This window comes from Pseudomonas sp. NFPP07 (assembly GCF_900115645.1).
GTDB lineage: Bacteria > Pseudomonadota > Gammaproteobacteria > Pseudomonadales > Pseudomonadaceae > Aquipseudomonas > Aquipseudomonas chlororaphis.
Genome location: NZ_FOXG01000001.1, coordinates 138,814 through 161,733, shown reverse-complemented (window position 1 = coordinate 161,733; position 22,920 = coordinate 138,814). Strand labels below are relative to the sequence as shown.

The 22,920-nt window shown below is 60.6% G+C and carries 21 protein-coding genes; 17 read left to right on the top strand and 4 right to left on the bottom strand.

What is annotated here, in order from left to right; translation table 11 throughout:
- Position 1: 1 nt before the first annotated feature.
- From BM019_RS00740 to BM019_RS00705, 8 genes are all read left to right on the top strand, one after another.
- Positions 2-1,219, top strand: coding sequence for a glycosyltransferase family 4 protein (locus tag BM019_RS00740; protein WP_009044992.1), 1,218 nt, complete (start codon positions 2-4; stop codon positions 1,217-1,219).
- On the top strand, positions 1,216-1,812 hold the full coding sequence (locus BM019_RS00735; RefSeq protein ID WP_009044991.1) for a sugar transferase: 597 nt from the start codon (positions 1,216-1,218) through the stop codon (positions 1,810-1,812). The genes BM019_RS00740 and BM019_RS00735 overlap by 4 nt, the downstream gene beginning before the upstream one ends.
- A complete protein-coding gene (locus BM019_RS00730) occupies positions 1,809-2,438 on the top strand; it encodes an acetyltransferase (protein ID WP_009044990.1) in 630 nt (209 codons plus the stop codon). Before BM019_RS00735 ends, BM019_RS00730 begins: the two co-directional genes overlap by 4 nt.
- An 82-nt stretch (positions 2,439-2,520) precedes the next feature.
- Positions 2,521-3,696, top strand: coding sequence for a DegT/DnrJ/EryC1/StrS family aminotransferase (locus BM019_RS00725; protein ID WP_009044989.1), 1,176 nt, complete (start codon positions 2,521-2,523; stop codon positions 3,694-3,696).
- Positions 3,697-3,863: 167 nt separating this feature from the next.
- Positions 3,864-5,858 carry a polysaccharide biosynthesis protein gene (locus BM019_RS00720; protein WP_009044988.1) on the top strand — a complete coding sequence of 665 codons (1,995 nt, stop codon included), beginning with the start codon at positions 3,864-3,866 and terminating at the stop codon, positions 5,856-5,858.
- A gap of 291 nt (positions 5,859-6,149) precedes the next feature.
- Positions 6,150-7,175: an MraY family glycosyltransferase gene (locus BM019_RS00715; RefSeq protein WP_092417744.1), complete on the top strand. Its 1,026-nt coding sequence runs from the start codon at positions 6,150-6,152 to the stop codon at positions 7,173-7,175.
- Positions 7,176-7,296: 121 nt separating this feature from the next.
- A complete protein-coding gene (locus BM019_RS00710) occupies positions 7,297-7,632 on the top strand; it encodes a ComEA family DNA-binding protein (RefSeq protein WP_092417387.1) in 336 nt (111 codons plus the stop codon).
- A 211-nt stretch (positions 7,633-7,843) separates the two neighbouring features.
- Complete coding sequence (locus BM019_RS00705) at positions 7,844-8,638, top strand: SDR family NAD(P)-dependent oxidoreductase (RefSeq protein WP_092417386.1); 795 nt, start codon at positions 7,844-7,846, stop codon at positions 8,636-8,638.
- Between the two features lie 28 nt (positions 8,639-8,666).
- Here BM019_RS00705 and BM019_RS00700 read toward each other — a convergent pair whose 3' ends face one another.
- Entirely contained in the window at positions 8,667-9,233 is a 567-nt protein-coding gene (locus tag BM019_RS00700; protein ID WP_085531731.1) for a TetR/AcrR family transcriptional regulator, read from the bottom strand.
- Positions 9,234-9,429: 196 nt separating this feature from the next.
- On the opposite strand from BM019_RS00700, the gene BM019_RS00695 reads away from it, so the two are divergent.
- Together BM019_RS00695 and BM019_RS00690 are read left to right on the top strand one after the other, a co-directional pair.
- The gene (locus tag BM019_RS00695; protein WP_009044983.1) at positions 9,430-10,083 is read left to right on the top strand and encodes a GntR family transcriptional regulator; all 654 of its coding nucleotides are present in this window, start codon (positions 9,430-9,432) and stop codon (positions 10,081-10,083) included.
- Between the two features lie 15 nt (positions 10,084-10,098).
- Complete coding sequence (locus BM019_RS00690) at positions 10,099-10,950, top strand: urea carboxylase-associated family protein (RefSeq protein ID WP_092417385.1); 852 nt, start codon at positions 10,099-10,101, stop codon at positions 10,948-10,950.
- Positions 10,951-11,026: 76 nt separating this feature from the next.
- Here BM019_RS00690 and BM019_RS00685 read toward each other — a convergent pair whose 3' ends face one another.
- Both BM019_RS00685 and eat read right to left on the bottom strand, forming a co-directional pair.
- Positions 11,027-11,194 (bottom strand): DUF2897 family protein, encoded by a 168-nt coding sequence (locus BM019_RS00685; protein WP_008006000.1) that lies wholly within the window; start codon positions 11,192-11,194, stop codon positions 11,027-11,029.
- Between the two features lie 167 nt (positions 11,195-11,361).
- Positions 11,362-12,747 (bottom strand): ethanolamine permease, encoded by a 1,386-nt coding sequence (gene eat / locus BM019_RS00680; RefSeq protein ID WP_092417743.1) that lies wholly within the window; start codon positions 12,745-12,747, stop codon positions 11,362-11,364.
- A 415-nt stretch (positions 12,748-13,162) separates the two neighbouring features.
- Here eat and kdpF point away from each other — a divergent pair, with 415 nt between their 5' ends.
- The 6 genes from kdpF to BM019_RS00650 all read left to right on the top strand — a co-directional run bounded on the left by kdpF (position 13,163) and on the right by BM019_RS00650 (position 21,273).
- Complete coding sequence (gene kdpF, locus BM019_RS00675; RefSeq protein ID WP_007899818.1) at positions 13,163-13,252, top strand: K(+)-transporting ATPase subunit F; 90 nt, start codon at positions 13,163-13,165, stop codon at positions 13,250-13,252.
- 8 nt (positions 13,253-13,260) lie between these two features.
- Positions 13,261-14,970 (top strand): potassium-transporting ATPase subunit KdpA, encoded by a 1,710-nt coding sequence (gene kdpA / locus BM019_RS00670; protein ID WP_092417384.1) that lies wholly within the window; start codon positions 13,261-13,263, stop codon positions 14,968-14,970.
- A 10-nt stretch (positions 14,971-14,980) separates the two neighbouring features.
- Positions 14,981-17,080, top strand: a complete 2,100-nt coding sequence (gene kdpB / locus BM019_RS00665; protein ID WP_175510549.1) for a potassium-transporting ATPase subunit KdpB — start codon at positions 14,981-14,983, stop codon at positions 17,078-17,080.
- A 127-nt stretch (positions 17,081-17,207) separates the two neighbouring features.
- Positions 17,208-17,759: a potassium-transporting ATPase subunit KdpC gene (kdpC, locus tag BM019_RS00660; RefSeq protein ID WP_037005296.1), complete on the top strand. Its 552-nt coding sequence runs from the start codon at positions 17,208-17,210 to the stop codon at positions 17,757-17,759.
- A 52-nt stretch (positions 17,760-17,811) separates the two neighbouring features.
- Positions 17,812-20,463, top strand: a complete 2,652-nt coding sequence (locus BM019_RS00655; RefSeq protein ID WP_092417383.1) for a sensor histidine kinase — start codon at positions 17,812-17,814, stop codon at positions 20,461-20,463.
- 114 nt (positions 20,464-20,577) lie between these two features.
- The gene (locus BM019_RS00650; RefSeq protein ID WP_009044976.1) at positions 20,578-21,273 is read left to right on the top strand and encodes a response regulator; all 696 of its coding nucleotides are present in this window, start codon (positions 20,578-20,580) and stop codon (positions 21,271-21,273) included.
- A gap of 19 nt (positions 21,274-21,292) precedes the next feature.
- On the opposite strand, the gene BM019_RS00645 is transcribed toward BM019_RS00650, so the two are convergent.
- On the bottom strand, positions 21,293-22,333 hold the full coding sequence (locus tag BM019_RS00645) for a patatin-like phospholipase family protein (RefSeq protein ID WP_007931359.1): 1,041 nt from the start codon (positions 22,331-22,333) through the stop codon (positions 21,293-21,295).
- A 263-nt stretch (positions 22,334-22,596) separates the two neighbouring features.
- Between BM019_RS00645 and BM019_RS00640 the strand changes: the two genes are divergently transcribed.
- A complete protein-coding gene (locus tag BM019_RS00640; protein WP_007931360.1) occupies positions 22,597-22,875 on the top strand; it encodes a hypothetical protein in 279 nt (92 codons plus the stop codon).
- Positions 22,876-22,920: the final 45 nt, after the last annotated feature.

The following is a 22,920-nucleotide window of genomic DNA, read 5'->3' as shown; positions in this document are numbered from 1 at the left end:
CATGAAAATTCTTTATTTTCATCAGCATTTTTCCACTCCGAAAGGAGCGACTGGTATTCGTTCCTACGAAATGGCCCGTCGCCTGATTGCTCGAGGGCATCAGGTTTCCATGGTATGCGGTAGCTACGGCGGTGGGCTGACAGGGTTGGAAGGGCCTTTTGTCGGAGGGAAACGCAAGGGCACCGTCGACGGAATCGAAATCATCGAGTTCGATCTGGCGTACTCCAACAGTGATGGCCTGTTCACCCGTACACTCAGTTTCCTGAAATTTGCATTTCGCAGTATCGGCTTGGCGCTGACCGAGCGTTACGATCTGGTTTTTGCCACGACAACACCATTGACGGCAGGGATCCCCGGTATCTTTGCCCGCTGGTTGCGCAACAAGCCGTTTGTATTCGAAGTCCGCGATCTCTGGCCCGAACTCCCCAAGGCAATGGGCGTCATTCGCAACCCTCTGATTCTGTCTGCCATGTCGCTGCTTGAATGGGCAAGCTATCGTTCCGCCCACCGAGTTATCGGGCTTTCCCCGGGTATTGTCGACGGTATCGCCCATCGCGGTGTTGCACGCGATCGGATCACCATGATCCCCAACGGCTGTGACCTCGACATTTTTAATGCGCCCGCCGAGCCATGGCGGCCTGCCGGTGTGGAAAAAGATCAACTGATGGCGGTCTTTGCCGGTACCCACGGAGTTGCCAACAAGCTGGATTCGGTACTGGATGCGGCGAAGGAACTGAAACTTCGCCAGCGTGACGATATCCGCCTGGTGCTGATCGGGCAGGGCAAGCTGAAGCCGGCGCTGCAGCAGCGAGCGGCCAGGGAAGGGCTGGATAATGTGATCTTTCACGATCCGGTGAACAAAGCGAAATTGTCCGGTCTGATGGCCAGCGCAGATCTTGGCTTGCAGTTGCTCGCTAATGTTCCTGCTTTCTATTACGGCACCTCCCCCAACAAGTTTTTCGACTACATCGCTTCGGCATTGCCTGTTCTGAATAACTATCCAGGCTGGCTGGCCGAAATGATCACCAAGGAAGATTGCGGTTTTGTCGTGCCGCCGGAAAATCCATCGCTGTTCGCCGATGCCCTGATACAGGCAGCCGATGCCCGTGAAGAACTCAAGGCCAAAGGCCTGAGAGGTCGTGAGCTGGCGGTCAGAGAGTTCGATCGTCGTAAGCTGGCGGATCGATTTGTCGATTGGCTGGAGGGTGTGGCCCGATGATCAAGCGTGGGTTCGATCTGCTTGCTTCGATACTGGGCCTGTTGTTGCTGGCACCGGTCATGGCGATAGTCGCCTGGCAGATCCGCAAGAAACTTGGTTCGCCCGTGTTGTTCCGCCAGGTCCGGCCGGGCAAGGACGGCAAGCCCTTCGAGATGGTCAAGTTCCGTACGATGCGCGATGCTCATGACGCGATGGGCAATCCACTGCCGGATTCGGAGCGCATGACGCCGTTCGGTAGCTTCCTGCGTTCGAGCAGCCTGGATGAGTTGCCTGAACTGTGGAATGTATTGAAGGGCGATATGAGCCTGGTAGGGCCACGACCTCTGCTGATGGAGTATCTGCCGCTCTATAATAGCGAGCAGTATCGTCGTCATGAGGTGCGTCCGGGGGTGACGGGTTGGGCCCAGATCAATGGACGGAACGCGTTGGAGTGGGAAGAAAAATTCAACCTGGATGTCTGGTATGTGGATAACCAGTCGTTATGGCTGGATCTGAAGGTCATCTTCCTGACGATCAAGAAGGTCGTTATCCGTGACGGTATTAGCGCGGAAGGCGAAGTCACCGCCGCCAAGTTTACCGGGACCAAGCGATGAACCGGCTGGCAGTGCTGGGAGCCAGCGGGCATGGCAAGGTCGTTGCGGATACGGCTGAGTGCTGTGGCTGGAAGATTGTCGAGTTTTTTGACGATGCCTGGCCCGAGCGGCGGCGCAATGGTGCCTGGGATGTTGTGGGCGATACCGCGGCGCTTCTGGCCAATCTGGATCTATATGACGGTGTGATTGTCGCGATCGGCAATAATCGTATTCGTCAGGTCAAGCTCGCTCAGCTCAAGGCGATGGGTGCCAGGCTGATAAGCCTTTTGCACCCTAACTGTACTTTCAGCCGGTATGCCAGCCTCGGTGAAGGGTCGGTTGTGTTTGCCGCGGCTGTGGTGAATGCTGATGCGATCGTTGGCACGGGGGCCATTCTAAATACAGGTTGCAGCGTCGATCATGATTGCCGCCTGGGCGATTGTGTACATATCAGTCCTGGTGCCCGGCTTGCCGGTGGCGTATCGGTGCAGGATCTGAGCTGGGTAGGTATTGGTGCCAGTGTGCGGCAGCTTGTGAACATTGGGGCGCAAGTCATGATTGGTGCCGGTGCGGCAGTGATCAAAGACGTGCCGGACAACGTTATCGTCGCAGGCGTGCCTGCCCGGATAATGGGGCCCGGTGTTTAAAGCATCCCCCAGCTTTTTGTAGACAGCAGGAGCTCATGAGGAGCTCTCCATATTATCGAATGAAAACTGACGGGTATTGGTTGTGTTGAACTCACCTTTTTCTCCCTGGCCTTCCTTTTCCGACGAAGAGGCCAATGCTGTACGTGATGTGATCCTGTCCAACAAAGTCAATTACTGGACGGGCACGCAAGGACGCGAGTTCGAAAAGGAATTCGCGGCATGGGCGGGTACCCAATACGCCATTGCGCTGGCTAACGGCACGGTCGCCCTGGACCTGGCCCTTAAGGCGCTGGGTATCGGCGCCGGCGACGAAGTGATCGTCACCTCCCGTACGTTCCTCGCATCGGTGTCCAGCATTGTCAATGCCGGGGCGACTCCGGTTTTCGCTGATGTGGATCGCGACTCGCAGAACTTCACTGCGCAGACCATTCGTGCCGTAATGACCCCACGCACCCGCGCGGTCATCTGTGTGCATCTGGCTGGCTGGCCTTGTGATATGGACCCGATCATGGCGCTGGCGCAGGAGTTCGATCTCAAGGTTATCGAGGACTGCGCCCAGGCCCATGGTTCCCTGTACAAAGGGCGCCCTGTCGGTTCGATCGGCCATGTCGGTGCTTGGTCTTTCTGTCAGGACAAGATCATGACCACTGGCGGTGAGGGCGGTATGGTCACCACCAATGATCGCGGTTTGTGGGCAGACATGTGGGCCTTCAAGGACCACGGCAAGAGCTGGGAGGCTGTCTATGAACGCGAGCATCCACCAGGTTTCCGCTGGGTGCACGAAAGTTTTGGCACTAACTGGCGGATGCTGGAAGTCCAGGCCGTGATTGGCCGGATTCAACTCAAGCGCATGACCGATTGGCAGGCAAGCCGCCTGCAGAACGCACAGCAGATTTGGGATTGCGCTCGCCAACTGAATGGCCTGCGTACTCCGGCGATACCCGAAGGCAGTGTTCATGCGGCCTACAAGTGCTATGTATTCGTGGAACCGCAACAGCTCAAGGACGGGTGGGACAGGGACCGTATTCTCGCGGAGATTACAGCGCGGGAAGTCCCGGTATTCTCCGGCTCCTGTTCCGAGGTCTATCTGGAAAAAGCCTTCGACAATACTGACTGGCGCCCCGCGACTCGCTTGCCGATTGCTCGAGAGCTGGGTGAAACCAGCCTCATGTTCCTGGTACACCCTACGCTGAAGGCATCTGAAATCGAGAAAACGTGCTCGGTGCTCAAAGAGGTCATGCAACTGGCCGCACGGTAACTATTAGCCAACGTTGTGCGGTGGGGCGGTTTCCGCTCCCTGCACAAAAAGAATTCGGCTGCTGGGCTGTAAAGCGGGCTTGCCTGTTGTCATAAAATGGAACTTCTTGGGATCACCCAGTGTGGCACCAGATATATTTCAGGAGTAATAGAGGTGTTCAAGGTGTTATGGATAAGTTGAGAGCCTTTTTACTGGGATTAACGCGCCGGCAAAAGCGTGCCTTTCAGGTGGTGACTGACGTTGTCCTCGTCTGGTTCGCCCTCTGGATGGCTTTTGTCGTTCGTTTAGGCGTCGATGAGCTGGTCAATCCCTTTGCTGATTACCTCTGGTTATTTTTGAGTGCCACTGTTGTCGCCATCCCATTGTTCATACGCTTCGGCATGTACCGTGCCGTCATGCGTTATTTCGGCAACGATGCGCTGATCACCATTATCAAGGCTGTTAGCCTGTCGGCGCTCATTCTCGCCCTGATCGTGTATTGGAGCAGCAGCCGTCAACCGCTGGTACCCAGATCGATAATCTTCAACTATTGGTGGCTAAGCCTGGTGATGATCGGTGGGTTGCGTCTTGCGATGCGCCAGTACTTCCTGGGCGACTGGTTCACGGCCGCGCAGCATGTTCCCTTTACTAGCCGGGATGACGGTTTGCCGAAGGTGGCCATTTACGGCGCCGGTGCAGCGGGTAACCAGTTGGTCGCTGCTTTGCGGATGGGCCGCCTGATGCGCCCGGTGGCATTCATCGACGACGACAGCAATATTGCCGAGCGAGTGATTTCCGGGCTGCACGTCTATAAGCCCAAACATATTCAGCAAATGATCGATGTGACCGGTGCTCAGCAGATCCTGTTGGCGATCCCTTCTGCAAATCGTACGCGCCGCCGAGAGATCCTGAGTTTTCTCGAGGGGTTCGGCCTGCACGTGCAAAGTGTGCCGGGCTTTATGGATCTGGCGAGCGGACGGGTCAAGGTCGATGATATTCAAGAAGTTGATATTGCCGACCTGTTGGGGCGCGATTCGGTCCCCCCCCAAGAGGAGTTGCTCGAACATTGCATCAAGGAGCAGTCGGTACTGATCACGGGGGCCGGTGGCTCGATCGGTTCGGAACTGTGCCGCCAGATTCTTGCGTTGCGCCCGACCACGATGCTGCTCTACGAGCACAGTGAGTTCAATCTCTACAGCATCTTGCAAGAGCTCGAACAACGTATCGTGCGCGAGTCGCTGTCCGTGAAGTTACTGCCGATCCTGGGGTCTGTGCGTAATCAGGAAAAGTTGCTCGACATCATGCAAACCTGGCATGTGGATACGGTGTATCACGCCGCAGCCTACAAGCATGTCCCCATGGTCGAGCACAATATTGCTGAAGGCCTGTTGAATAATGTGATGGGCACATTGAGTACGGCGCAGGCCGCTCTTCGTGCGAATGTCGCGAACTTCGTGCTGATTTCTACGGATAAAGCGGTACGCCCGACGAATGTCATGGGCAGTACCAAACGTCTGGCCGAAATGACGCTGCAGGCTCTGAGCCGTGAGGTGGCTCCGGTATTGTTCGGAGAACACGCCAATGTTTCCCGGGTGAATAAAACCCGCTTTACCATGGTGCGTTTTGGCAATGTGCTGGGTTCTTCCGGCTCGGTCATTCCGTTGTTTCACAAGCAGATCAAGTCCGGTGGGCCGTTGACGGTCACGCATCCTCGCATCACGCGTTATTTCATGACTATCCCGGAAGCTGCCCAGTTGGTGATCCAGGCGGGTTCCATGGGGCAGGGCGGTGATGTGTTTGTGCTGGATATGGGCGAGCCGGTCAGGATTGTCGAACTGGCCGAGAAGATGGTTCATCTGTCGGGGTTGAGCCTGCGTTCCGAAAAGAATCCCCACGGCGACATAGCCGTCGAGTTCACTGGACTGCGGCCGGGCGAAAAGCTCTACGAAGAACTGTTGATCGGCGACAACGTCGTGGCGACACAGCATCCAATGATCATGAGCGCCAACGAAGACTATCTGCCTTGGGATGTGTTGAAGGCCAGGCTGGGCGAGTTGCTGTTGGCGGTCGACCAGGATGATTACTCGAGAGTCCGGCAACTGTTGCGCGACACGGTCAGTGGCTACACTCCAGACAGCGAGATTGTCGACTGGATTTATCAGCAACGTCGTCTCGAGCCTTAGTTGCACCGATAAAACCCCTCGGCCGCCAGGAGCTTTCTGGCTGACGCTGAGGGGCAGTAACACCGACCAGGCTTACCCGTATCTGGTTGTACTGACACGGAGCGAGCGCCGCCGGGGCGGTCACCATCCTGACCCGTCTGAAAAAACGTTCTGCTCCGCAACTACAAAAATAAAAACATATTGAAGTGGTCAGCCGGGACCGCATGATGGTTCCAGACTTCACTGCCACGACATGCCGTTGGAGTCGACACCTTGAACTTTCAAGCATCGTCTGACCTATGGTTTCCCTGGATTGGACTCTTGTGGTCGCTACCGATCATGGCGATCCTCTCGCTGGCGGTGACCGGTGTTTTTCTTCGTTATGCGCTTACTCACAGGCTGATGGAGATTCCGAACGCACGCAGCTCCCATTCCATTCCTACACCGCGTAGTGGCGGAGTAGGCATCGTCCTGACCTTCCTTATTGCCTTGCCCTTGGCCGGAATGCTTGGCGCTATCAACCAGAATCTGGTCTGGAGCTTGTCAGGCGCTGGTGCTGGCATTGCTTTGCTCGGGTTTATTGACGATCACCGGCCCATTGCAGCCCGCTGGCGTTTACTCGGACATTTTGCGGGTAGTCTCTGGGCGTTGTTCTGGCTGGGAGGATTACCGGCGCTCGAGGTGTTCGGCATGACGCTAGAGCTTGGCTGGATCGGGCATGGGCTGGCGGTGGTGTATCTGGTCTGGATGTTGAACCTCTACAACTTCATGGATGGCATCGATGGGATTGCTAGTGTCGAAGCCGTGACATCCTGCCTGAGCATTTGCCTGATCTATTGGCTGTCGGGATATGACGAGCTGATCTGGCCGCCGTTGCTGCTTGCCACCTCCGCGCTGGGTTTCCTGTACTGGAATTTCCCGCCGGCGAAAATCTTCATGGGTGATATCGGCAGCGGTTTCCTGGGGATTGTGCTGGGTATTCTTTCGCTGCAGGCCGCCTGGAGAAACGCCGATTTCCTGTGGGTATGGTGCATTTTGCTCGGGGTGTTCATCGTTGATGCGACCTTTACCTTGATCCGGCGTTTTTTACGTGGAGAGCGTATCTATGAAGCTCATCGCAGCCATGGTTATCAATTCGCTTCACGCCAACTGGGAAGTCATTTCCCGGTGACCTTGGGCGTTGCATTGATCAACCTTCTCTGGCTGTTACCCATCGGTCTGTGCGTCGCCATGCAGAAGCTGGACGGAGGATTGGGGGTAATCATGGCCTATGTACCTTTGCTCATCCTGGCGGTGAAGTATCGGGCCGGTGAGTCGGAACACCGAGCAGATGGATGAGGCTTTACTATTACATAATCTGTAATTAATCCCTTTTTGACAGTGCATCACCATGACCTAAGTTTGAGGGGCAGCTTCGGAAAAGCTGTATCTCTATCAACGGTGTCATGGAGTGTCACTTATGCGTGCAAATTATTTCTATTCCTTGCTTTTTGCCCTGCTGACTAGCGCCTCTATCAGTGTAATTGCTGCTCCCGCGTCGAAACAGGAGGCAGCAAGCACGGCGCCAGTCGTGACTGCGGCTGTTGCCCCACAAACTGCCACGGTCGATATCAACAAGGCTGATGCGGCTACGTTGCAGCGTGAGTTGTTGGGAGTCGGTGAGGTAAAAGCCAAGGCAATTGTTGCATATCGTGAAACTAATGGAGCTTTCTCGTCAGTGGACGAACTGCTCGAGGTCAAGGGAATCGGCAAGGCGATTCTGGAAAGCAATCGGGAAAAATTGAAGGTCAATTGACGCTTCAATTCATGCGCAAGGCCGATCACTGATCGGCCTTGCGTTTTTCGGGCCCGCCATAAGCAAGGTTGTGCCATTCAATGTTATCTATCGTATCGATAGAATTACGATCGTAATATTTTATTGAATTATGACTATAATCAAACCGCTTCCCAAGCAGCGTATCAATTCCTTGTCTTTCCCTTCTCAAGCACTTTTCTGGAGAGCCGTCATGAACTCGATTTCCCCCAAGGGGCTGGCACTTGTCACCGGTGCTTCATCTGGCATCGGTGCGGTTTATGCCGAGCGGCTGGCCGCTCGTGGTTACGATCTGTTACTGGTTGCACGCGATGAGCAGCGCCTGCAAACCGCGGCGACCCGGTTACGGGCCGAGCACAAGGTGCAGGTTGAAGTGTTGAAGGCCGATCTGACGCTCCAGGTCGATGTGCTGAAGGTCGAGCAGCGCTTGCGTTCCGACTCGAGCATCAGTCTATTGCTGAACAATGCCGGTATCGCTGCTGACGGGAACCTGGCCGTTGCCGACACGGATCAGCTGGAGGCAATGATCCAGTTGAATGTGGTTGCGGTCACTCGTCTGGCTGCTGCGGCCGCCGCCAGCTTCTCGGCGGCGGGAAGAGGAGCGATCATCAATATCGCTTCGGTGGTGGCGCTGATTCCCGAGCGTTTTAATGCGACCTACAGCGCAACCAAGGCCTATGTCCTGAGCCTGACTCAGTCGCTTGCTGCGGAATTGGACGGTAAGGGTGTGCAGGTCCAGGCGGTATTGCCTGGGGTGACCCGCACTGAGATCTGGGAGCGCTCGGGCATCGACGCACAAGGGATTCCAGCCGAGATGATCATGGAAGCCACCGAGATGGTGGATGCGGCTCTGGCCGGTTTTGATCAGGGTGAGTTGATCACCATCCCCTCGCTACCCGACTCGGCAGATTGGGACTCCTTTGTAGCTGCGCGTTTTGCCCTGGGGCCAAACTTGTCGAAAAGCAGTGCGGCTGCTCGCTACAAATAACGGTGTCGAGGCTGGAGGTTGGTGGGGATCACTCCGCCTGACCATCCTGTTTTTTCAGATGCTCGCGTGTTACCTCCAGTATCCGTTTGGCCAGGTCGGGGTTCTCGACACTGCGCGACAGCACCAGGGCCCCGACCAGGGTCGACATGATCACCAGGCTCTGGTCGGCGGCATTTTCTCCTTCGAGATTGGCCTCTACCTGCGCGAGTCGGGCATTGAGCACCGCATCAGTGGTGGGACTGGCTTGCCCGCGCAGGCCCAGTTCCGAAGACATTGTGGGCAGCGGGCAGCCTTCACTTGGGGAGGTCTGATGCCACTCGGACAGATAGCTGTCGATAAAGGCCGGCAGGGGTTGTTCCTGGGCAAATAGCGTGGCGCAGTGCGCATCGAGTTCTTCCGCCGCGGCCTGCAGGGCTTTTTCGACCAGTTCGTCCTTGGATTTGAAATGCGAGTAAAAACCGCCATGGGTCAGGCCCAGGGCTTTCATCAGTGGTTGCAGGCCTGTCGCCCCGATACCGTCGCGCCGAAAGCGCTCGGCGGCCTCCTTGATGATGCGTTGATGAGTTTGGGCTTTATGGTCGTGCGAGTAACGCATCGGGGAAGTCTCCACAGCTAGGGAGTCATCTTACCCAAGGTTGACGGAAGGGGGATTGCACTATTAACCCCGGAAACCTCATTTTTCTCACTGAATAGCTAGAAAAGCATGATTCGTCAGTGAGCCAAGTATCGGTTGGCATGAATAGTGAATATTGGATATCCATAGATTGTTCAACAATCGCAAGGCGATATTCATGAGCAACGTACTGTCCCTGGCCGATCAGATAACCCTCGAATTACGTGCCGATATCATCGGCGGTCGCTTGCTGCCGGGCATGGCCCTGGTGGAAAGCGATCTGGTGTCCGCCTACAACGCCTCGCGCAACACCATTCGCGAGGCCTTGCATCGCCTGGGACAGGAAGGCCTGACCCGCTACGTACGCAATAAAGGTGTCACGGTGCGCAGGCTGGGCATCGATGAAGTGCGTGATCTGTTCCAGGTGCGCCGTACCCTGGAGTTGCAGGCCATTGCCTCCAGCAAACCGCTGCGCGACTACCAGTCCGACCGGATGCTCGAGGCTATCGAGGCCAGCGAACTCGCCCGCGAGCGCGAGGACTGGCGCTCGGTGGGCACCCACAGCCTGGCCTTTCATCAACACATCGTCGGACTGATGCGCAGCCCCTTGTTCGATGAGTTCTTCACCAACGTCGTGGCGCAGATGCGCCTGGTGTTTTGTGCCGCCCCTGACGAGCAGCATTTTCAATCGCCCTGGCTGGCCCGGGACCGGCAGATACATGACTTGCTCGCCGCTGGCGACAAGCAGGCCGCCAGCGAAACCCTGGCGGTTTACCTGGACGATTCCGAACGGCTGCTGCTCGACATTCTCAGCCACTCTTCCCGCCACTGATCGAGGGTTTCAACCATGTACAAAGACTATCCCGCGGCTTATCAGGTCAGCAAAGGCTCGGCCCTGCAGGTGGACACGGCCTTTTATGAACAGGTCCGCGACAGCAAGGACCAACGCACCTTGATCGAGCAATTCGAAGTGCCGATCCGCACCGGGCGTGCCTGGCATGTGCCGGCTGGGCACGTGTTCCGGGTGACCACGCCGGCCGGCCCGCAGGTCGGAGACTTCAACGTCTGGAATGCCAGCGATCCGCGGGAGCGTCTGTGGGCGGCGCGTACCCGGCAGTTGCAGGGCGCGCATGTCAGTACCCATGACCGGTTGTGGTCGAACCTGCCGTTTTTGCGGCCATTGGTGACCATCACCGATGACAGCCTGGCCGGTTACGGGATCGACGAGCATGGCGGGCGCTTGCACGACCTGCTCGGCACGCGCTGCGATCCTTATGTGAACCGCATGCTCACCGGGGAGGACTTCCATCACCATTGCCATTCCAACCTGACGCGCGCGGTCCTGCCCCACGGCCTGACCGAGTTCGATGTGCATGACGTGCTGAACATCTTCCAGTGCACCGGGCTCAATCATGACGACATGTACTTCATGAAGGCCTGCCCCGCGCAGAAGGGCGATTACCTGGAGTTCTTTGCCGAAATCGATCTGTTGTGCGCGCTGTCGACCTGCCCGGGTGGCGATCTGTCATTGCCCATGTGGGGCCCGGAGGCTCAGGACCCACTCAGTGTCTGTCGGCCGTTGGGCGTGGAGATCTATCGGCTCGACGAGGCATTGCTCGAAGGTTGGAGCCAGCCTGAGCGGGCAGCCTACAAAGGTTTGCATGGCCTGCACATCGCCAAGGCTGCTTGGGAGAAATAGCGCTGCCGACCGCAGGGGCGGATAAAAAAGCCCCGCCATTTCGAGAAGGGCGGGGCTGTTCGATCGGGTTATCCAGTCAGCGGTCCTGCGCGTCCTTGGCGTCCGCTTCCGCGTTGCGCTCAGCAACGCGCTTGCGTTGCTCTTCGGTCAGTTCCACCTTGTTGGCGGTGTCGCGCAACATCATCAGACCGCCAACGATCGAGCCGATTGCAACGATCAGAATCAACCAGGCATACCAGGGCATAGGGCTCTCCTTGAGGGCATACCGGCGGGCGAGGAGTTTCGCCCGTCAAGCTGCCATACCACTTCGAGTTACAGCGTTTCGCAGTGGTTCCATTGTAGGCCTGATCTGCCCCGGTAACCTCTCTTGCATCAATCTTCGCGAAGGTTGCATTCGGCCATGCAAGCCAACTACAGAGAGATGCCATCCCCTCGGAGCCCGGTCAGCATTGCATCCGCCGGCGCATCGGCGCGCAGTTGCGCGGTCAGTTGGAAGTAGATGAACCCGGCCACCATGAAACCGAGGAAGATCAGGCCGATCAGGCTGTTGAACCAGGCCATCGCCACCAGGCAGACCACGGCCAGTGCCAGGGCAATGGCCGGGACCAGCGGGTAGCCCGGTGCGCGGAAGGTGCGTTCCAGGTGCGGCTCGGCCTTACGCAACTTGAACAGGCTGAGCATGCTCATGATGTACATCACGATGGCGCCGAATACGGCCATGGTGATCATCGCCGCGGTCAGGGTCATGCCGCCCAGGTTGATCAGGCCATCGCTGTAGATGGCGGCGATGCCGATCAGGCCGCCGGCGATGATGGCGCGGTGTGGCGTCTGGAAGCGTGACAGCTTGGCCAGCGACGCCGGCAGATAGCCGGCGCGGGCGAGGGCGAAGAACTGCCGCGAGTAGCCGAGAATGATGCCGTGGAAGCTTGCCACCAGGCCGAACAGGCCGATCCACACCAGCATGTGCAGCCAGCCGGAGTTATCCCCGACCACGGCTTTCATGGCCTGGGGCAGCGGGTCGTTGATGTTCGACAGGGTGCGCCAGTCGCCCACGCCGCCGGCGAAGAACATCACGCCCATGGCCAGCAGCACCAGGGTCAGAATGCCGCTGATGTAGGCCTTGGGGATGGTGCGTTTCGGGTCCTTGGCTTCTTCGGCGGCCATGGCCGCGCCTTCGATGGCGAGGAAGAACCAGATGGCGAACGGAATCGCCGCGAACATCCCGGCAATCGCCGGCGCGCCGAAGGTGTCCGAGCCCGCCCAGCCGTTGAGGGCGAAGTTGCTGAAGCTGAAGGCCGGCGCGACCACGCCCATGAACACCAGCAGTTCCGCCACCGCCAGTACGCAGACCACCAGCTCGAAGGTGGCGGCGAGTTTGACCCCGAGGATGTTCAGCCCCATGAACACGATATAGGCGCCGACCGCCGCATGCTTCGGGTCCAGGGCCGGGAACTGCACATTCAGGTAGGCACCGATCGCCAGGGCGATGGCCGGTGGCGCGAAGACGAATTCGATCAGGGTCGCCAGCCCGGCGATCAGCCCGCCCTTTTCACCGAAGGCCCGGCGGCTGTAGGCAAAAGGGCCGCCGGCATGGGGAATGGCGGTGGTCAGTTCGGTGAAGCTGAAGATGAAACAGGTGTACATGGCCGCGACCATCAGCGAGGTCAGCAGAAAGCCCAGGGTGCCGGCGACGCCCCAGCCATAACTCCAGCCGAAGTATTCCCCGGAGATCACCAGCCCGACCGCGATCCCCCATAAATGCAGCGTGCCCAGCGTTGGTTTGAGTTGTGTGTTCATGCGTGGCTCCCGGAACGGAATGAAATGCTCGGGACTGCTCATTGCACCGCTCATGCCAGAGCGAAAACGGCCGTCGTAAAGCGCAAAAAGCTGTCGTATCGAGGATGTTTCCAGTTGTTTCGGGGCCGAAGGCGCCTGGGTTGGTGCACAGCCGTGCAACAGAGGAGGGCGGTGGAAGCTGGAGGCGCGCGATCGCGAGCAGGCTCGTTTCTACGTGCATCGTGCTTTTCCGGTGCAGCAGCAAACCGGCTGGCGATCCCTTCCCCTGGCCACGCCGGTGGCCGGTGTAAATCCCGCGTAAAGCCTTTCTTTACGCTTTCTTTATGCGCCGCCCGCGCCCTCGATCTCGTTCCTTTACAGCCTCCCTGCGGACAATGCCCCACACGCGGCGATTGCCGTACGACGGAGAGATTCCATGAGCGTTCTGGACGGGGTGTCCCTGCTGCTGGCAGTGGGGCTGTTCATCTATCTACTGGTTGCGCTGTTGCGCGCGGATCGGAACTAGGAGCGGCTATGCACAGTTATGACTATTGGCTGATCCTCGGCTTCTTTGCCTTGGTGCTGCTGCCCGCGCCTTTCCTGGGGCGGTTCTACTACAAGGTAATGGAGGGCCAGCGCACCTGGCTGACGCCGCTGTTGGGGCCGGTCGAACGCGTTTGTTACCGACTTTCGGGTGTCGATGCGCAAAGCGAACAGAGCTGGCAGAAATACACCCTGGCCCTGCTTGCGTTCAACCTGGCCGGCTTCCTGTTGCTGTTCACGATTCTGTTGTTCCAGGACCATCTGCCGCTCAACCCGCAGAACCTGCCGGGGCAGGAGTGGACGCTGGCATTCAACACCGCAGTCAGCTTCATGACCAACACCAACTGGCAGTCCTACAGCGGTGAAGCCTCCCTGAGCTATCTGAGTCAGATGATCGGCCTGACCGTGCAGAACTTCGTCAGCGCCGCCACCGGTTTGGCGGTGCTGGTTGCACTGTGTCGTGGCATCGGCCGCAAGTCGACCAAGACCCTGGGCAACTTCTGGGTCGACATGACCCGTGCCACACTCTACGGCCTGCTGCCGCTGTGCCTGCTGCTGGCACTGTTCCTGGTATGGCAGGGCGTCCCGCAAACCTTCGCCCAGTATGTCCACGCCGTGACCCTGCAAGGCGTCGATCAGGTGATTCCATTGGGCCCGGCCGCCAGCCAGATCGCCATCAAGCAACTGGGCACCAACGGCGGGGGCTTCTTTGGCGTCAACTCGGCGCATCCGTTCGAGAACCCGACGGCCTGGAGCAACCTGTTCGAGGTGGCCTCGATCATCCTGATCCCGGTGGCCCTGGTGTTCACTTTCGGCCACTACGTCAAGGACCTGCGCCAGAGCCGGGCGATCATCGCCTGCATGCTGGCGCTGTTCCTGATCGGTGGCGCGACCTCGCTGTGGGCCGAGTACCAGCCCAACCCGACCCTGAACAACGTCGCGGTCGAACAGACCGCACCGCTCGAGGGCAAGGAAGCGCGCTTCGGGACCACCGCCACCGTGCTCTGGTCGGTGACCACCACCGCGGCCTCCAACGGTTCGGTCAACGGCATGCATGACAGCCTCAGCCCGCTGAGCGGCATGGTCGCGCTGATCAACATGATGGTCGGCGAGGTGATCTTCGGCGGCGTCGGCGCGGGCCTCTACGGCATGTTGCTGAACGTGCTGATCGCGGTCTTCCTCGCCGGCCTGATGATCGGGCGCACCCCGGAATACCTGGGCAAGAAGCTGCAGGCCAGGGAAGTGCAGTTGCTGGTGGTGACACTGATGGTGATGCCGGTCGGCGTGCTGGTACTGAGCGCCATCGCCGCGAGCCTGCCGGGGCCGGTGGCGGCGGTGAGCAACCCGGGCGCCCACGGTTTCAGCCAATTGCTGTACGCCTACACCTCGGCCAGCGCCAACAACGGCTCGGCCTTCGCCGGCCTGGGCGCCAACACCCCGTTCCACAACCTGATGCTGGGCCTGGGCATGTTGATCGGCCGCTTCGGCTACATCCTGCCGGTGCTGGCCCTGGCCGGCAGCCTGGCGCTGAAAAAGACCGCGCCGATCAGCCAGAACAGCTTCCCGACCCATGGTCCGCTGTTCGTCACGCTGCTGACCATGACCATTTTGCTGGTGGGCGGGCTGACCTTTTTGCCGACCCTGGCGCTGGGCCCGATTGCCGAACACTTGAGCTTGGCTGCCTTTGGAATGAAGGGCTGAGGACTTAATGATGAATATGCATGTTCCTGCTTCCAAGAAGGCTGTAACCGAAATGCCCGGCGCTAAAACCGCGGCCTCGAAACACTCTGCTGCCGAACAACAGAAGACCTCGATCGCAGCCCTGTGGCGTCCGGCGCTGGTACAGGCCTTCGTCAAGCTCGACCCACGCCAGTTGCAACGTTCGCCGGTGATGCTGGTGGTCGAGCTGACCGCGATCCTGACCACGGTACTGTGCCTGGTGCCGGATACCGCGGTGCCGACCTTCGTCGCCGCGCAGATCGCCCTCTGGCTGTGGTTCACCGTGCTGTTCGCCAACTTCGCCGAGGCCCTGGCCGAAGGGCGTGGCAAGGCCCGCGCCGACAGTCTCAAGGCCGGCAGCGAGGGCCTGAGTGCACGCCTGAAAAAGGCCAATGGCAGCTTCCAGGTGATACCTGCCGCCAATTTGCGCAAAGGCGACGTGGTGCGGGTCGAGGCCGGGGAGATGATCCCCGGTGACGGCGAGGTCATCGAAGGCATTGCCGCGGTCAACGAAGCGGCGATCACTGGCGAGTCGGCACCGGTCATCCGCGAGTCCGGCGGCGATCGCTCGGCCGTGACCGGCAATACCCGGCTGGTGTCCGACTGGTTGCTGGTGCGTATTACCAGCAATCCTGGCGAATCGACCCTCGATCGCATGATTGCCCTGGTGGAAGGCGCCAAGCGCCAGAAGACCCCGAACGAAGTGGCCCTGGACATCCTGCTGATCGGCTTGACCCTGATCTTCCTGATCGTGGTCGTGACCCTGCAGCCGTTCGCCCACTTTGCCAATGGCAGCCTGCCGCTGGTGTTCCTGGTGGCATTGCTGGTGACCCTGATTCCGACCACCATCGGTGGCCTGCTGTCGGCTATCGGGATCGCCGGGATGGACCGCCTGGTGCGGCTGAACGTGATCGCTAAATCCGGTCGCGCCGTGGAAGCGGCGGGTGACGTGCATGTCCTGCTGCTGGACAAGACCGGCACCATCACTTTCGGTAACCGTCGTTGCGCGGCCATCCACGCGGCGCCTGGGGTCAACCACCAGGAAATGGCCGAGGCCACCTTGCTGGCCTCGCTGGCGGACGACACGGCGGAAGGCAAATCCATCGTCGAATACCTGCGCGGGCTTTATCCACAGTCTGAGCCGGGCGCCGAAATGCTGACCGCCGTGCCGTTCAGTGCCGAGACCCGGCTGTCCGGGGTCGACTATCAGGGGCGGGTCTATCGCAAGGGCGCGGTGGATTCGGTGCTGGCCTTCGTTGGTCTGCAACGTGGCGAGCTGGCCCCGGCGCTGTCCCGGGAAATCGACAAGATCGCCCAGAGTGGCGGCACGCCGCTGCTGGTGTGCGCCGAGGGCAAGCTGCTCGGCGCCATTCACCTCAAGGACGTGGTCAAGCCCGGTATCCGCGAGCGTTTCGCCGAGTTGCGCAAGCTGGGGATCCGCACCGTGATGGTGACCGGCGACAACCCGCTGACCGCCGCCGCCATTGCCGCGGAGGCCGGGGTGGATGACGTGCTGGCCGAAGCCACGCCGGAGAAAAAGCTGGCGCGCATTCGCCATGAACAGAACGACGGTCGCCTGGTCGCCATGTGTGGCGACGGCGCCAACGACGCTCCGGCGCTGGCCCAGGCCGACGTCGGCATGGCGATGAACGATGGCACCCAGGCGGCGCGCGAAGCGGCGAACATGGTCGACCTCGACAGCGATCCGACCAAGCTGCTGGACGTGGTGCAGATCGGCAAGGAACTGCTGGTGACCCGTGGCGCCCTGACCACCTTTTCCATTGCCAACGACATCGCCAAGTACTTCGCGATCCTGCCGGCGCTGTTCGCGGCGATTTATCCACAGCTCGGCGTGCTCAATGTCATGCAACTGAGCAGCCCGCAGAGCGCGATCCTCTCGGCGATCGTGTTCAACGCCCTGATCATCGTCGTGCTGATTCCGCTGGCCCTACGCGGGGTGCGGGTGCAGGCGGCCAGCGCGGCCCATCTGCTGCGCCGTAACCTGCTGATCTATGGCCTGGGTGGGATCCTGGTGCCGTTCCTGGGCATCAAGCTGATCGACATGCTGCTGACGGCTTTGCATCTGGTGTAACCCCGCGACCCTGTAGGCCAGCTTGCTGGCGATGGCGTCAACCCAGTGCGCCAGACGCACCGCATCGCTAGCAAGCGGGTTCCTACGGAGTCCGGGTAAACCCGTTAACCGAATCGAGGATTTGATGATGTCCACAGTATTGCGTCCGGCCTTGAGCCTGATTGTGTTGATGACCCTGATCACTGGCGTGGCCTATCCGCTGGTAGTCACCGGCGTGGCCCAGGTGGCGTTCCCGAAACAGGCCAATGGCAGCCTGGTGCTCGATGGCGTGGGCCAGGTCCGTGGTTCGGCCCTGATCGCCCAGGATTTCAGCGGCGACAGCTGGTTCCACCCGCGTCCATCGGCCGGAGCCTTTGCCACGGTGTCCAGCAGTGCGAGCAACCTGGCGCCGAGCAACCCGGCCCTGGCCAGCCGTGTGATCGACGACGCCAACAAGCTGGCGGTGCCAGGGCAGGGGCCGGTACCGCTGGCGTTGCTGACGACTTCGGGCAGCGGCCTGGATCCGCACTTGCCACCGGCAGCGATTAACTATCAACTGGCGCGGGTCGCGGCGGCGCGCAACCTGCCGGTCGCCACGTTGCAACAGTTGGTGGATGCCCATGTCGAGCAGCCTCTGATCGGCCCGCCGGTGGTGAATGTGCTGGCCTTGAACAGGGCGCTGGAAAAGCTCGCCCTGTAGCCAACTGCTACAAGTTTGTATGTCGATGATTTGAGTCCAGAGAGAACAATGCATGAGTGATTCCGGCCGCGCCGACGCCCTGTTAGCCGATCTGTCCCATGACGGCCGCGGCCGGCTCAAGGTCTTCCTTGGCGCCGCCCCGGGCGTCGGCAAGACCTACGCCATGTTGCAGGCGGCACACACGCAGTTGCGCCAGGGGGTGAAGGTCCTGGCCGGGGTGGTGGAAACCCATGGCCGGGCGGAAACCGAAGCCTTGCTCGGCGGCTTGCCGCAACAGCCGCTGGTGCGTTCCGAATACCGCGGGGTCATGCTCGAAGAGATGGACCTCGACGGCCTGCTCAAGGCCAAGCCCAAGCTGGTATTGGTGGATGAACTGGCCCATACCAACGCCCCCGGCAGCCGGCACGCCAAGCGCTGGCAAGATGTTCAGGAGCTGCTGGCGGCCGGTATCGACGTCTTCACTACGGTCAACGTGCAGCATCTGGAAAGCCTCAACGATCAGGTCCGCGGCATTACCGGGGTGCAGGTCCGCGAGACCCTGCCCGACTGGGTGCTGCAGGAAGCCTACGAATTGCTGCTGGTGGACCTGCCGCCGCGAGAACTGCTGGAGCGCCTGCGCGAAGGCAAGGTGTATGTGCCGGAGCAGGCCCGGGCGGCGATCGACGCATTCTTCACCCAGACCAACCTCACCGCGCTGCGCGAGCTGGCGATGCAGGCCGCGGCGGCGCAGGTCGACGACGACCTGGCCCAGGGGTATCGCAAGCTCGGGCAGGCCGCGCCGGCGGTACGCGGACGCTTGCTGGTAGGGGTCGATGGCGACGCCCAGGCCGAGCGCCTGGTGCGTCATGCCAGCCATGTCGCCCGGCGGCGGCATCTGCCCTGGAGCCTGGTGCATGTGGATGACGGCCGGGTGCCTGACGAGCAAGCTCGCCAGCGCCTGCAAAGTGCCCAGCAACTGGCCGAGCGCCTGGGCGGCGAGGTGGTCCTGCTGCGGGCCGGCGAAGTGGCCAAGACCCTGATCCAGCATGCCGCGGAGCGGCGCGCCAGCCTGGTGCTGGTGGGGCAGTCACGCAAACGCCTGCGCCGCCGTTTGTTCGGCGGCGGCCTGGCGGCGCGCCTGCTGCGCAACGCCCAGGGCCTGGAAATCAACGTGCTCGACAGCGAGGACGAACCCGGCCAGCCGCGCCTGCGGGTGGAGCGTTCGCTGGTCTGGTTCGACTACGCCCTGGCGGTCCTGGCGACGGTCCTGGCTTCGGGGCTGTCGTGGGCGGTGGCGAGCGTGCTGGCGTTGCCGAACATCTCCCTGGTGTTCCTCGCCGCGGTGCTGCTGGTAGCGGTGCGCAGCAGTCTCGGGCCGGCGCTGGTGTGCGCGGCGTTGTCGTTCCTGACCTACGATTTCCTGTTCATTCCGCCGACGTTCTCCTTCGCCATCCAGCGCGAGGAGGACGTGCTGACGCTGCTGTTTTTCCTGTTGATGGCGGCCCTGACCGGCAACCTGGCGGCGCGCCAGCGTCGGCAGTTGCAGGCATTGCGCGACACCCAGGAAGAAACCAGCGAGCTGCTGGACCTGTCGCGCAAACTCACCGCCGCCACCGACCGGCAGGCGGTGGTCAGCGCCGCGGCGCAGCACCTCAATGGCTGGAAGGAATTGCAGCTGTGCCTGCTCAATCGCGACGGGCAGGGTGGCTGGAAGGTCGAGACGGGTGGGCCCTTGCAGTTTTCCGAGTCTGAACGGGCCGCCGCCGACTGGGCCTGGCAACACGATCAACCGGCCGGGATGGGCACCGGGACCCTGCCTTTCGGGCGCTGGTGGTGGTGGCCGTTATCCGTCGACGAGGGCCCGCTGGGCTTGCTTGGAGTCTGTCCGAAAGAAGGCGAGGAGCTCAACGCGCAGCGTCGTCGCCTGTTGAGTGCCTTGAGCCAGCCCCTGGCCCAGGCCTTGGCCCGGGCACAGTTGGCCGAGGATCTGGAAGCGGCGCGCCTGCACGGCGAAACCGAGCAATTGCGCAGTGCGCTGCTGGCCTCGGTGTCCCATGACCTGCGTACCCCCTTGACCTCGATGCGCGGCAGCATCGACAGCCTGCTGGCGCTGGGGGAGGCGATCCCCCTGGAAGACCGTCGCGAACTGCTCGAAGGCACGCGGGATGAGGCCGAGCGCCTGGATCGCTACATTCAGAATCTGCTGGACATGACCCGTCTCGGCCATGGCTCGTTGAAGCTGGCACGAGACTGGGTGGCGCCGGCCGATATCGTTGGCAGCGCGCTGAATCGCCTGCGAGTGGTGCTGGCGCCGCTGCGGGTCAGCACCGAATTGCCGGCCGAACTGCCGTTGCTGTTCGTGCATGCGGCGTTGATCGAACAGGCGCTGATCAATGTACTGGAAAACGCCGCGCGCTTTTCACCGTCCAACGGCCGTTTGCAACTGAGTGTCGGGACCCGCGATACCGAGCTGCTGTTTGCCGTGAGCGACGAGGGGCCGGGAATTCCGGTGGAAGATCGGCCGCGGATTTTCGACATGTTCTACACCGCGGCACGGGGCGATCGAGGCGGGCAGGGCACCGGCCTGGGGCTGGCGATCTGTCAGGGCATGGTCGGTGCCCACGGCGGGCGCATCACGGTGGGCGAAGGGATCGACGGGCGTGGTACCTGCATCACCTTGTGCCTGCCGCTGCAGGCGCAACCCGAGTTTGAAGGAGAGGCCTGAGTGCCGGTAAAAAAGCGTCAATCCAACGAGGCCAGGAGGGCCGCACATGTTCTTTACGATCCAGAGCCACGCCTGCGCTACTCTTGCGCCACTTATTTGTCTTGAAGCGAAACCATGAGCCAGACCGCGACCATCCTGGTCATCGATGACGAGCCGCAGATCCGTAAATTCCTGCGCATCAGCCTGGTGTCCCAGGGCTACAAAGTGCTTGAAGCCGGCACCGGCAACGAAGGCCTGGCCCAGGCGGCGCTGAACAAGCCGGACTTGCTGGTGCTCGACCTCGGCCTGCCGGATATGGACGGCCAGCAGGTGCTGCGTGAGTTTCGCGAGTGGTCGGGCGTACCGGTGCTGGTGTTGTCGGTGCGGGCCAGCGAAGGGCAGAAGGTCGAAGCGCTGGACGGTGGCGCCAACGACTACGTGACCAAGCCCTTTGGCATCCAGGAGTTCCTGGCGCGTATTCGTGCGCTGTTGCGCCAGGCACCCGTCGGCGAAGCGCAGGAAGCAGCCCTGGATTTCGGCCCGCTGACCGTGGACCTGGCGTATCGCCGGGTACTGCTCGACGGTGCCGAAGTGGCGCTGACGCGCAAGGAATACGCCGTGCTGGCGCAACTGGCGCGGCACCCGGGGCGGGTGATCACCCAGCAGCAACTGCTCAAGGATATCTGGGGGCCGACGCACACCGAGGACAGTCACTACCTGCGTATCGTGGTCGGGCATCTGCGGCAGAAGCTGGCGGACGATCCGACCCGGCCACGCTTTATCGTGACCGAGGCCGGGGTGGGGTACCGCTTGCTGGGGGCGCAGGAGTGAGCGGGCTCGCGGCCCTCTTTCAGTTCAGTTCGTTCTCGTAGCGGTCCAGGGTGTCGCTGGCAATTTCCCGCCCCAGTGCGATCAGCTCCGGAGCCTTGTAGAACTCGAAGAAACGGCACACCCGCTTGGGCACGTTGATCAGGATGTCCGGCGGGTAGCCGGCGATCTTGTACTGGGCCAGCGAGGTCTGCATGACCTCGAAGCTCTGGTTGATCAGGTCCAGCAGGGAAGCGGGGCCGACGTTATCGATAATGAACGAGCCGGTGGCCGATTTCGGGGCGCCATCGGTTTCCGGAGCCGCGGCCGGTTGCTGGGCCTCGGGCTCGGCGGATTCGATCCAGGGGTTGCCGATGTCGGCTGCCTCGCTGCGCAGCGCTTCCTGTTCGAGCAGCAGCAGTTGTTCGGCTTGCTTGCGGCGAAAGGGCAGGTGCGAGCCCAGGGAGTTGATCAGGCTGTCGAAGCGGCTCTTGAAGGCGGCGGGGCGCTGGATCACCGGCAACTGGTAACGACGCTGGTTGGTCGAGTTGAGGTTGACGGCGATGATCAGATCGCAGTGGCTGGAGACCACCGGCACGATGGGCAGCGGGTTGAGCAAGCCGCCGTCCACCAGCATGCGATTGCCTTGCATGACCGGGGTGAAGAGGCTGGGGATCGCCGCCGAAGCCCGCATGGCCTGGTGCAGACAGCCTTCCTGGAACCAGATTTCCTGCTGGTTGGTCAGGTCGGTGGCCACGGCGGTGTAAGGGATGCGCAGGTCTTCGATGTTGATTTCGCCGACGATCTTGCGGATCTGGCCGAATACTTTCTCCCCGCGTATCGCCCCCAGGCGAAAGCTGACATCCACCAGCCGCAGCACATCCAGATAATCCAGGCTTTCGATCCAGCTGCGGTAGTCGTCCAGTTTGCCGGCGGCGTAGATACCACCGACTACCGCGCCCATGGAACAGCCCGCGACACAGGCAATGTCGTAACCACGTCTTTCGATTTCCTCAATCACCCCGATGTGGGCGTAACCCCGGGCACCACCAGAGCCCAGGACCAGTGCGACACGCTTTTTCATGACTCGATCCTTCGCCAGACAGGTTTCCACAATGCACCCATCGAGGGTTTCGGTTCAATCACTGACTGCCGCCGCGGGCCTTGGATAAGGGGATTTTTTCCAGTGTCTTGCCGCATGGGGTTATGCTCGCGCGGCTATATTTTCCCTGACGAGCCAAGGCACTTTTAGTGGTGGCGATCGTCTTACGTTCACGATTGTTTTTATTGTTCGCAATTGCTTCTTATCGTTCACGACTGTTTCTCCCCTACTTTGAGGTGTCATTGATGAAAGCCTGGATCTGTCTACCGTTGATTGCATTGGTACTCGGTGGTTGTGCTGGCAAGACCGCCTATCGCGACAGCTGCGGTACGCAACTGGATGCGGCCTGGCATGAACTGGACCTGGCCAAGGCCGAAGGTTTCGCTGGCACAGTCAGCTATTCCAAGGCCCTGTCGCTGCTGACCGGGGCCAAGACCCAGCAGCAATTCGAAGCCTTCGAGGGCTGTACCAAAAAAGCCGAAAAGGCCCGTTTCTATATTCGTGAGTCGCGCGCCGGCCGCTGATCGCAAGGCTGCCGTTTGCCGCTAGACTGAAGAGCGCTCTTCAGT